Consider the following 12,198-nt stretch of genomic DNA (forward strand, 5'->3'; position numbering starts at 1 on the left):
ATGCATTATTTTGATTGTAATAAATTCTCATATGCCTTTTGAAACTTTTGAATATCTCCCGCACCCATAAATAGAATTACACTATTAGCAAGTTCCAATAAAGGAGATGTGTCTTCTTCTGAAAGAATTTTGGAACCTTCTATTTTTTCTTGTAAATCTTCAATCGATAATTTACCGTGATTCTCTCTAGCAGACCCAAAAATCTCACATAAAAAAACATCATCTGCTTGACTTAAGCTTTCAGCAAATTCATTTAAAAAAGTTTGTGTTCTCGTAAATGTATGTGGCTGAAAAACAGCAACAATATTGCGGTCAGGATATTTTTGTCTAGCAGCATCAACAGTTGCTTTTATTTCAGTAGGATGATGGGCATAATCATCAATGATAATTTGTGAGCCAATTTGTTTTTCTGTAAAACGACGTTTGACTCCTTGGAAAGATTTAATATGCTGTTGAATAGCGTCCGTATCAATTCCTTCATAATGGCAAATGGCGATTACGGACAATGCATTTAATACATTATGATCTCCATAAGAAGGAATTTCGAAGGTAGCATAATAATTATTTCTCACGTGCACATCAAACTTTGTCCCTGTTGTTTCTTTTACAATATTTCTTGCTTGAAAATCATTTTCTTCTCCAAACCCATAAAAAAGGACAGGAACTTTTGCTTGTATTTTTTGTAGCTGCTCATCATCGCCATAAGCAAATATTCCTTTTTTGACCTGCAGAGCTAACTCCTGAAAAGCAGAAAAAACATCATCAATATTAGCAAAATAATCTGGATGATCAAAGTCAATATTGGTCATAATGGCGTAATCAGGAAAGTAGGAAAGAAAATGCCTTCTATACTCACATGCTTCAAAAACAAAGTACTCAGCATTTTTCACACCACTACCTGTACCATCACCAATTAGATAGGATGTAGGTCTTACATTTTTCATGACGTGAGCTAACAACCCAGTCGTCCCCGTTTTTCCATGTGCACCAGTAACCGCAATACTTGTATATTGGTGCATGAATTCCCCTAAAAATTTATGGTAACGAATAACCGGAATTCCTTTATTAAATGCCTCTTCAATTTCTTCATGTGTATCAGGAAAAGCATTACCTGCTATTACCGTCATACCAGGCTGAATATTTTCACGCTGGAAGGGCAATATTTTTATACCTGAGTCTTCTAAGGCTTTCTGGGTAAAAAAATATTTTTCAACATCTGATCCTTGCACTTCATAACCCGTATCGTGCAGTATTTGTGCTAAAGAACTCATTCCGGAACCCTTAATGCCTACGAAATGGTATACAGTCATAATAGAACCTCCAACAATGTCTATATGTATGCAGTATATGACAAAGACTATTTTTTGCGAAGAAAAAACTTGCCATTTTCTATAGTATGTAAGTCATTATTGTCTAAATGTCTTTGTTCACGAAAAAACATACTCAATTATTATAGCACTTTTTATATTGGGTGACCAAGTGAAATTGGAACTACAAATTTCACCAAGTGAAATTCGAACTACAAAATTTCAAAAAATGAAGTTGGAGCTTAGGATTTCAATTGGTCTTAGGAGGATATATAAGTTATCTTTCCCAAACTAATATAGATATATCTTATAATCACAAATTTTTCATGTGTATATGTAAAAAAAGGAGCTAATTCCTTTATTAGCTCTCTTCTAATCTGGTCTTAATTGGTTTCTGTCGCTCCTGTGAGAATATCGTATTCCTCTCGGGACATTAAGATATCCCTTGGTTTACTGCCCTTTGCCTCTGAAATAATCCCTTGCTGCTCCATCATCTCCATTAATCGAGCGGCACGATTATAACCAATCCTAAAATTTCTTTGTATGAGGGATGTAGATGCGGCCCCTTGCTCCATTACAAATTCACATACATCGTGAAAAATTTCATCTTCCTCATCTTGAATAATGGCTTTTTTCAAAAGTTCCTCTTGCTCAAATAAATAATCCGGCTTTCTTTCTGCTCGTACATGGGCCACTACCTGATCAATCTCCTCATCAGAGACATATGTTCCTTGCAGGCGAATTGGTTTAGAGGTTCCATTACCTAAAAAGAGCATATCACCTCTTCCTAACAGCTTCTCGGCGCCGCTTATATCAATAATCGTTCTGGAATCTACTTGAGAAGACACAGAAAAAGCAATTCTAGTTGGAACATTTGCTTTTATTAACCCTGTAATGACGTCAACCGATGGACGTTGGGTTGCAATTATTAAGTGAATACCACAGGCTCTGGCTTTTTGAGCTATACGACAAATCGCTTCCTCAACATCTGCAGGTGCCATCATCATTAAATCTGCTAACTCATCGATAACAATAACAATAAACGGAAGTTTTTGATTAAATTGCCTGTTTTCTTCTGCCATTTCATTATATCGCCCAATTTCTCTGACACCTGTATGTGCAAAGAGTTCATATCTTCTTTCCATTTCTTCTACAGCCCATTTTAGAGCTGCAGTTGCTGCTTTTACATCTGTTATAACAGGACTTACCAAATGAGGAATATTATTATATGGTGCAAGCTCCACCATTTTTGGGTCAATTAATAATAGTTTTAACTGATCCGGTGTTGATTTATATAGCAAGCTAATGAGAATAGAATTAATGCATACACTTTTTCCAGAACCAGTCGCCCCTGCAATTAATCCATGAGGCATCTTTCTTAAGTCTGTAATAACCGGACTTCCTGAAATATCTAATCCGAGTACCGCCGTTAGAGGTGACTCACTTTTTTCAAATATTTCGCTGGAAATAATTTCACTAATATATACAGGTCTACTCTTTGCATTTGGAAGTTCAATACCAATTGTATGCTTACCTGGAATTGGTGCTTCCATGCGAATATCCTTTGCAGCAAGACTTAATTTAATATCATCACTTAAATTAGTAATTTTATTTACTTTAACACCTGGCTCTGGCTGAACTTCAAACCTTGTAACCGATGGACCTTGACTAACATTTACAACCCTTGCACGAACATTAAAACTTAAAAGTGTGTCATCCAGGAGCTCACTTTGACGATTCAGCCAATCTTTATCCATTTCTTCATGAACAGGCGGATTTAATAACTGAATTCCGGGAAAGACATAATCCTCTTCCACATATTCCTCTGTGTTCACTGTAACAGCTGTTTGCTTTTGAGCTGTTTGAACCTCTGCTACCGCTTGTTTTTTCTCTATTTTTTCTCGGTCCTTTTTTAACATAATGACATTAAACGGAATATGCGTGCGAACTGGTGCTTGACTTGACTTAAGATTCATTTCTTCGTCATTTTCAACATTTTCTGCTTCTATATCTTGTGGGTCATTTATTGAATCAGATTTAAATTCTGTATACATCCCATTTTCATTTTTATCTTCCGGTATTTCTGAATGATCTTCTTTATTTTGTATTTCATTTTCATCTAGTAAATGCGGACTTATTTCAGCTGTTTCATTTATCAGAGGATGTGACGGAATTTCTTCTTCTGATTCCGATTGCTCTATAATCGGCTGTTCTGCTTCGTTTGTTTTGTCTGTTTGATTCGGATTTAAGATTTCTGAACCCTCTACTGCTTGGTCAATTAGCTCTGTAAGTATTTCCCCATCTATTCTTGATTCCCTTTGATCAAGATTTTGGCTGACTTCTTGTGATTCCTGATGTTCCTCTACCACTGAGTCCCTCTGCTCTGCAATCATTTCCTCTTCTATTCTTGATTCCCTTTGATTAAGATTTTGGCTGACTTCTTGTGATTCCTGAGGTTCTTCAACCACTGAATCCTTCTGCTCTGCAATCATTTCCTCTTCTATTCTTGATCCCCTTTGATTAAGATTTTGGCTGACTTCTTGTGATTCCTGATGTTCCTCTACCACTGAGTCCCTCTGCTCTGAGATCATTTCCTCTTCTATTCTTGATTCCCTTTGATTAAGATTTTGGCTGACTTCTTGTGATTCCTGAGGTTCTTCAACCACTGAAACCTTCTGCTCTGCAATCATTTCCTCTTCTATTCTTGATCCCCTTTGATTAAGATTTTGGCTGACTTCTTGTGATTCCTGATGTTCCTCTACCACTGAGTCCCTCTGCTCTGAGATCATTTCCTCTTCTATTCTTGATTCCCTTTGATTAAGATTTTGGCTGACTTCTTGTGATTCCTGAGGTTCTTCAACCACTGAAACCTTCTGCTCTGCAATCATTTCCTCTTCTATTCTTGATCCCCTTTGATTAAGATTTTGGCTGACTTCTTGTGATTCCTGATGTTCCTCTACCACTGAGTCCCTCTGCTCTGAGATCATTTCCTCTTCTATTCTTGATTCCCTTTGATCAATATTTTGGCTGACTTCTTGTGATTCCTGAGGTTCTTCAACCACTGAAACCTTCTGCTCTGCAATCATTTCCTCTTCTATTCTTGATTCCCTTTGATTAAGATTTTGGCTCACTTCTTGTGATTCCTGAGGTTCCTCTACCACTAAGTCCCTCTGCTCTGCAATCATTTCCTCTTCTATTCTTCTTGATTCCCTTTGATCAAGATTTTGGCTCACTTCTTGTGATTCCTGAGGTTCTTCAACCACTGAATCCTTCTGCTCTGCGATCATTTCCTCTTCTATTCTTGAATCCCTTTGATCAATATTTTGGCTGACTTCTTGTGATTCCTGAGGTTCTTCAACCACTGAGTCCCTCTGCTCTACGATCATTTCCTCTTCTATTCTTGATTCCTTTTGACCAATATTTCGGTCTGTGATTTCTTGTGGTTCCTTAGTTTCCCCAACCACTGGGTCCCTTTGCTCCACGGGAATTTCTGTTTCTATATTTGATTGGTTTTGATTGATATTTTGAGAAATTATTTCTTGTAATTCTTGTCGTTCTTCGAGCATTGTTCCCAGTTGGTTCGTATGAACTTCCTTTTTATGCCTTTGCTCCGAGAGGTATTGATCCTCTGCTTCTTGTTCGTCTATCTCTGTTTGATTCATACTATTCGGAAAAGCTGTTTCTAAATCACTTTGCTCAACTGTATGTAAATTTCTAGCATCCCATAATTCTTTTTGTAATGAAACTTCCTCTTCGGAATTTATCAGCAAATCTTCGATTTCATGTAGTGCTTTTTGGTCTTCCTTGTCTAATTTCATTGGAATCTTTTTCTTCAGTGCAGAATTATCGGTCTTTACCTCATCTGTCCTCGTTGGTATACTCTTGTGGTCTGAATGCAGTTGCAGATCCTTGTCTTCCTGTTTGTGTATATCATTAGTTTGATTCTTACTATTTAAGGTATTCCTTCTTGGCGGACGACGAAAACCATATACAGGTGATGGAATCTCTGTTGGTCGAAAAGGCTGCTTTATTTTTGGCTGTATTTTTGTTTGTACCGTTTGACGTTGTTCAAGAGGTGTGGATATTTCAACCGTTTTATTAAAGCTTCTTTCTGTTGGTTTATCCACGTTTGGATGATTTTTCGTTATGGAACTTGACTGTCGATTTTGATGATAATGTTGTTTATTATTCTCTTGTATTTTGGAAGCGCTTGTCTGAGTCGAAATGTTACTTTTCTCTTCCACACGTAATGGAAAGCGAAAGTTTCCTTTTGGATATTGATAGGTAACCTTTGTTTCCATTTGTCCATTTATAGGTTCACGTCGTTCTGACTCTGAATTTCCATAATCCTCATATTCTTCATATTCTTCACTTTCATTATTTCCAAATATTTTCTTCAAGTTTTTAAACCAACCCATGTTATCACTCTTTCTATTGTTAAACCTTTTTAAATTCATAAGGAAATGTTTAAAAAATCCTATATTATTCATTATACAGAGATATAGTGAAATTTCGAGGTATTTTCTTTTACACTAGACAAAATAAGTAAATTTACTGCCTTTGCTAACAATAATTAGCAGAATGAAAATCATTTATGTTTGGGAAATTAATAAGGATTCACGAAATAAAGGAGGAGATAAGGTTGAAATTCGTTAAGACAGTATTAACTCTTGGTCTTGCTTCAGGATTATTATTAGGATGTACCAATAATAATGCCGACAGAGGGAAAAATAATGTAAGTCCTGTTCGTTATAATCCAAACACGAACACTGATAATAACAACAATTTAGATCGGGTAAGTTATACCGATAACCTAGGCCCTGGAGCAAATGTAAACTACCGCGACCGTGATAACAATATGGGAGTTAACCGAGATAACAATCTTGGAACTGATGTAAATTACAACAATAATGATCGCAGCAATTACAGAATTGCAAAAGATGCCGCGCAGCGTGTATCTAATTTAAAAGAAGTTCGTAATGCTAATGTCCTTGTTACAGGGAACAATGCATATGTGGCAGTTTTACTAAACGACCGCTCTAGAAAAGAATTACCAAAAACATTTGAGAACAAGATTGCCAATGAGGTCAGAAAAGCAGACAATACCATCGATAATGTATATGTGACAACAAACCCTGATTTTTATAATCGTGTAACTGATTTTGGAAATGAGATACAAAATGGTCATCCGGTAAGAGGATTATACGACCAAATGAGTAATACGATTAAAAGAGTGTTTCCTAACAATCGATAAAAGTAAAAGGACCAGTCTGTTACTGGTCCTTTTTACTTTTAACTTAATTTTCATACCTGATAAAAAAGCAAGTTTCGTGCTATTTTCTGCGATTCTTTGCCATGATAAATATTGGTTCTAATTCTCCATTTTCATATATAAATGACAATGCTGTGATTGGTACATGTCCATTCGTAAAGAAGCTCATTGTCATTTGGGCTAAGATATCATATCCTGTGTCATTGCGTATGTCACAAATGATAAGTACATCTTGATGAGGAACAGCAACAGCCATATCTCCCTCTACTTTCTCTGACATTTCTTTTAAAAACTTTTCGTTTAATATTCTGCTTGCATCATATCCATCATTTGTGTTCAAGAAATAATATACATTTCCTGCAACTGTATCTTTTTTCATATCAGTTGACAACGAGCGAAGATTAAATTGGGCCATTTCGTGGATTTTCTCCTTGTCCCAACCTTCTTTTTTCAATAATTCATCATCTACCAGCCTATATGTGTTCCCTAAATCCAATGCATAATAAATACGAGTTTCCGCAGTATGGGAATCCGTTATAAATTTATTGCCATCTGTTGTTTCAAGTGGAAAAGAAGTAGAACGAATAACAGGGAATATTTTTCTCTCATTACCCGAAATCTGTTGCTCCGTACCCATTACTTCTAACGCTTCTTCCACATAATAAACTACTTCATCTATAGCCTTATCTTGATCTTCATGCCATTTTGAAACCGCATTTGCTATAGACACTGTTATTCCCTTACCAGTTTCCTTATTTTCGAATCGAATTGTTTCCTTTTCACGATCATAGTAAATACTGCGGTTTTCCTTTTGCAATCTTTTTTCAAGTTCTCTCTTCATTTTTTTTGTATCCATCTTCACGACCTATCATCCCTTTGGGTAATATTTTGATTATCTCATTTTACATGAAAAAACCTCCATCTAAAAGACAGAGGCTTTTTATTTCTATTTAAGACCATTAATAAAGTTTTCAATTTCCTCTTTTGTTTTACGATCTTTACTGACAAAACGACCGATCTCTTTACCGTCCTGATATGCAAGAAAGCTTGGAATTCCAAAAATACTTAGTTCCCCACAAAGATCGATAAATTGATCACGATCAACATACACAAATGTGTAATCAGAAAATTCCTTTTCTATTTCAGGTAATACCGGTTCTATAAAGCGACAATCAGGACACCAGTCCGCTGAGAACATAAAAATATGTTTTCCTTCCTTCGTAAGTTCATGAAATTGATCAACAGACATTAATTTTTCCATTTTACTTCCTCCTTATTTAGTACTTTTATATTTTACAGAAGAAACAACTTTCGCCATTTTCTCAGAGTCACTTGCTATATTTTTCATACTTGTTTCAGTTGTCATTTTAATACCGCCAACTCCAACAATAACCTCATAAAGGTCCTTTTTTACCTTTGAGATAAGAAGGTAGCCAAATCTCTTATTAGATGAAAAAGTTTTATCAACAAGCAGCCTCTTATTTAATTTTGATATTTTATAAACTTCCTTGCTAGTTTCTGCTTCTTTTTGATTGTAAAATAAAAGATAATTTTGTCTTCCTCTGTTCATAATAATATTATTAGGAGATTCTTTTTTAATCTTCATTCCAAACGGAAGATAGAAATATACATTTTTAGCTGTTTTTTTTGCAGCTTTTGGCTGTTCTGAAAGAGCTTCACTTACTTTTTTTGCAGCTTCGTCTTGTTGTTCTTTCAAAGAAGTGCTGCATCCTCCCATAAGACCTATTACCAATATCAAAAGTAATCCCATTGATAATTTACGTAAAATAGTATGTTCCTCCTAAACTCCCCATATATTTACTACTATTTTAGCTTGTTTATTTTATAATTGACAAGTAATTAGAACATCGGAACCTTATATATTGCAAGGGAAACAATACATATAAGTACTATTGCACATTTCTATATTGATATTGACCAATCAATAACTTCATGACATGAACAAACATCTCTTCTCTTGTAACCAGTCCATTAGTAAATATTCCAATGGCTCCTTCCTTCTTGCCGACACTTTTTTTATTTGCATAATTATCCATAACTGGTCCAAGCTCTTCACCAGTACGCAGTCTTGATGATATTTCCTCAGGAAGGATAATTCTAGCACCCCCCGCAATAATCGGCGCTGCTGTTCTTTCTACTAAAGCTCCCCAATTACAGACTTGTAATCCAAATTCTGATTCTGTTACCCCTCCTTCCAACCCAACTGCAATCTCTACCTCTTGATTATTTAAACAGTTTTTTGCTCTTTGTACTGCCCCTTTAATGGTTTCTTCGTCTGAAAAAGGCTGTGCCCTAACACCGGAAGCCACATCCATCGGTTGAATCTCTACCTCCATATGCATTTCTTTGAACGCTTGTTTTACCGCATTTATTTTGGCAGGATTTTTTGAGCCAATTGCAACTAACATATCGATCTCTCCTTTTAGACGTTACATGATTATTTTGTGGCTAACTATAAAAAAGAGGAGCGATATGCCCCTCATCTGTGTTCTATTTTGCTCGAATCGCTGCAACAGTTGATTTATCACATGCTTTTACAAGTTTAACTAATAAAGCTTTGGCAGCTGCATAATCATCAACATGGATCATCGATGCATGAGTATGAATATAACGAGAACAAATTCCTACAACTGCACTAGGCACTCCTTCACCAGAAGTATGAACTCGCCCAGCATCTGTACCGCCTTGTGACACAAAGTATTGGTAAGGGATATTATTGCTCTCTGCTGTATCAAGCACAAATTCGCGCATCCCTTTATGGGTTACCATCGAACGATCAAAAATACGTAACAAAGTACCTTTACCTAATTGCCCAAATTCATCTTTATTACCAGACATGTCATTTGCTGGACTGGCATCTAATGCAAAGAAAATATCTGGCTTAATCATATTGGCCGCTGCTTGAGCTCCGCGAAGACCAACCTCTTCTTGCACATTTGCTCCTGAATAAAGTATATTTGGGATGGATTCACCTTGAAGCTCCTTTAATAATTCTATCGATAAACCGCATCCGTAGCGATTATCCCAAGCCTTTGCTAATATCTTCTTTTCGTTTGCCATTACAGTAAAAGGGCAAATAGGAACAATCTGCTGACCAGGTTTAATTCCTATTCTTTTCGCATCCTCACGGTCGTCTGCACCGATATCAATGAGCATATTTTTAACATCCATCGGTTTATTTCGCTGACTGTCATCTAATAAATGCGGAGGGATAGAACCAATTACTCCAATGATTGGACCATTATCCGTTATAATCTGGACACGCTGAGCAAGCAATACTTGACTCCACCAACCGCCAAGTGTTTGAAAACGAATCATACCGTTATCCGTAATGGAAGTAACCATAAAACCTACTTCATCCATATGGCCAGCTACCATAACTGTCGGGCCATTAGTATCTCCTCGTTTCACACCAAAGATACCGCCAAGTCCATCCTGCACCACTTCGTCCGTATATTTTGATAGTTCTTCACGCATAAATTTTCTTACCTGATGTTCATTTCCCGGTGCACCAGGCAGTTCTGTTAATGTTCTAAAAAGTTCGAGCGTCGCCTTTTCCATCGATTCTTATACCCCTTTACAGACAAAGTTATAGTATATGTACCTCTTCATTTTACAGAACTTTCATACTGCTTGCCAGTATTTGAGTATATTATTCTTTGCGTGAAGGGTTTTTAATAATAATTCCGTCTCTTTCCAAAAAACGGAGTAAATCACCAAAGATAACACTATCCGAATACATTAATTCCTTTTCAACTTTGTCTAAATAAGGCGTACAAAGATTTCTCTTGACCTTTTTACCCGATGATTTATCATAACAACCTTCATCCAAATATGCATATTTATTGGTCACAAAACTGCCATCACGGAAAACTACTAGATTTTTCTTATTTGTGGAAAACAAGCTTCTTCCGAAATCAATAGTCTCTTTTTTCGGTTCAACTCCCATAATATCGAGAATCGTTTGTCTAATATCTACCTCTCCCCCTAAAGAATTTATTTGTTTTCCCTTTTCTCCTGGCACATGAATAATAAATGGAACTTTTTGAAGCTCTAATTGATCGGTAATGGAAATTTTTGTTCCTAAGACTTTTTCAAGCTCTTTATCATAGCTTTTCGAGATTCCATAGTGATCTCCATATAAAACAATGATGGAATTTTTGTATAAACCTTCTTTTTTCAATAAATCAAAAAACCTTTTTATAGCTTCATCCTCATATCTTACAGTAGCAAAATACCTATGCACTAAATCTGCATTATTTTCATCCATATTTAAAAATTGATCATCCTCGTTTTGAAGCAAGAATGGAAAGTGATTTGTTAATGTTAAAAACTTAGCATAAAATGGTTGCGGAAGATTTTTTAAATATGGAATAGATTGTTCAAAAAATGGAATATCCTTCAACCCATAATTCACGGAATTTTCTTCTGTCACTTCATAATCTTTTTTGGCAAAGAAACGATCATATCCTAATGTTTTATACATATTGCCTCTATTCCAAAACGTTTCATCATTACTATGGAAAACAGCGCTATAATAATTTTGCTCTTTCAATATTTCTGGAAGTGCATAATAATCATTATGTGGCCGTCTTACAAAAGCAGATCCCCCAGATAAGGGATATAACCCATTGTCAATCATAAATTCCGCATCAGATGTTTTTCCTTGGGCTGTCTGATGGTAAAAGTTTGGAAAATAATAGCTGTCTTTTATCAATTTATTTAGAAACGGAGTAATCTCTTGTCCATTGATTTTCCGATTCAGAACGAATTGCTGAGTTGATTCCAACGATATCAATATTAAGTTTTTACCGTATGCCTGCCCATGATATTGGGATTTTGATAACTTTATATTATTTTCTTTATTCAAATAATCTTCCGCTTTATGAATATCATTGCTCTCAGCAAATGCGGGTTGAACTAGCATTTTTGAATTATATAAAATATCAAATACATGGTAATTGAAAGTTCCGATTGTTTTAACGAGCAATTCTCGGTCATAGGTTTTTTTATATAGGTTTGCATCCTCCAACTCCCCTCCAACCAACACCGCCAAAATCAACATAATACTAATAGCCAGAGAAGTACGATGTTGTTTCTTGGAGATAAGTTTTGATTTATCCACCCATTTGATCGCGGCAATAATAAGAAGTACAATATCGATAATTAATAACGGGTCAGTCCAGCTTAATAATTCAACAGTGCTTTGACTTAATCCGCCAACATTTTGAAATTGAAATAAAACCGGTACTGTCACATAATCTATGTAAAATCGATAATATAATATGTTTCCAATAAGAACGCCAGTCATTACTATATACATTATTAACATAAATACGATTCTTATTTTTTTTGAAAAGAAAAAACTGATGCCTAATAAAAAAACAACAGAGCCGATTGGATTTACCAATAATAATATTATTTCGGTAAATGATTTAGCTCGTAAATCAAATTCAAAAAAATAAACAAGTATCGTTTTGATGGTTAATAATGTTATTGCAATGATATAAAAGGTAAACTCATTCCACTTTTTCATTACGTATGTCACCCCGCTTTCTTAATAGTAAAAAAATGGAGGCAATATTACAAGAAAAATCA

The 12,198-nt window shown here is 35.5% G+C and carries 9 protein-coding genes; 1 reads left to right on the forward strand and 8 read right to left on the reverse strand.

Annotation, left to right across the window (positions count from 1 at the left end; translation table 11 throughout):
- Nucleotides 1-5: 5 nt before the first annotated feature.
- Together murC and CWO92_RS26450 are read right to left on the reverse strand one after the other, a co-directional pair.
- The gene (murC, locus tag CWO92_RS14660; protein WP_101354962.1) at nt 6-1,310 is read right to left on the reverse strand and encodes a UDP-N-acetylmuramate--L-alanine ligase; all 1,305 of its coding nucleotides are present in this window, start codon (nt 1,308-1,310) and stop codon (nt 6-8) included.
- A gap of 380 nt (nt 1,311-1,690) precedes the next feature.
- Complete coding sequence (locus CWO92_RS26450; RefSeq protein ID WP_302466782.1) at nt 1,691-5,725, reverse strand: DNA translocase FtsK; 4,035 nt, start codon at nt 5,723-5,725, stop codon at nt 1,691-1,693.
- Nucleotides 5,726-5,949: 224 nt separating this feature from the next.
- On the opposite strand from CWO92_RS26450, the gene CWO92_RS14670 reads away from it, so the two are divergent.
- The gene (locus CWO92_RS14670; protein ID WP_165786693.1) at nt 5,950-6,561 is read left to right on the forward strand and encodes a YhcN/YlaJ family sporulation lipoprotein; all 612 of its coding nucleotides are present in this window, start codon (nt 5,950-5,952) and stop codon (nt 6,559-6,561) included.
- Nucleotides 6,562-6,640: 79 nt separating this feature from the next.
- Here CWO92_RS14670 and CWO92_RS14675 read toward each other — a convergent pair whose 3' ends face one another.
- The 6 genes from CWO92_RS14675 to CWO92_RS14700 all read right to left on the reverse strand — a co-directional run bounded on the left by CWO92_RS14675 (nt 6,641) and on the right by CWO92_RS14700 (nt 12,136).
- Nucleotides 6,641-7,435, reverse strand: a complete 795-nt coding sequence (locus CWO92_RS14675; RefSeq protein WP_101355015.1) for a DUF1444 domain-containing protein — start codon at nt 7,433-7,435, stop codon at nt 6,641-6,643.
- Between the two features lie 90 nt (nt 7,436-7,525).
- On the reverse strand, nt 7,526-7,840 hold the full coding sequence (locus CWO92_RS14680) for a thioredoxin family protein (RefSeq protein ID WP_101354965.1): 315 nt from the start codon (nt 7,838-7,840) through the stop codon (nt 7,526-7,528).
- A gap of 12 nt (nt 7,841-7,852) precedes the next feature.
- Complete coding sequence (locus CWO92_RS14685; protein WP_133120570.1) at nt 7,853-8,296, reverse strand: hypothetical protein; 444 nt, start codon at nt 8,294-8,296, stop codon at nt 7,853-7,855.
- A 193-nt stretch (nt 8,297-8,489) separates the two neighbouring features.
- Nucleotides 8,490-9,008, reverse strand: coding sequence for a DUF84 family protein (locus tag CWO92_RS14690; RefSeq protein ID WP_101354967.1), 519 nt, complete (start codon nt 9,006-9,008; stop codon nt 8,490-8,492).
- Between the two features lie 82 nt (nt 9,009-9,090).
- A complete protein-coding gene (locus tag CWO92_RS14695; protein WP_101354968.1) occupies nt 9,091-10,161 on the reverse strand; it encodes a M42 family metallopeptidase in 1,071 nt (356 codons plus the stop codon).
- Nucleotides 10,162-10,252: 91 nt separating this feature from the next.
- A complete protein-coding gene (locus CWO92_RS14700; RefSeq protein WP_101354969.1) occupies nt 10,253-12,136 on the reverse strand; it encodes an LTA synthase family protein in 1,884 nt (627 codons plus the stop codon).
- Nucleotides 12,137-12,198 lie beyond the last annotated feature (62 nt).

Origin of the sequence: Heyndrickxia camelliae, assembly GCF_002844575.1 — a bacterium.
Lineage (GTDB): Bacteria > Bacillota > Bacilli > Bacillales > Bacillaceae_C > Margalitia > Margalitia camelliae.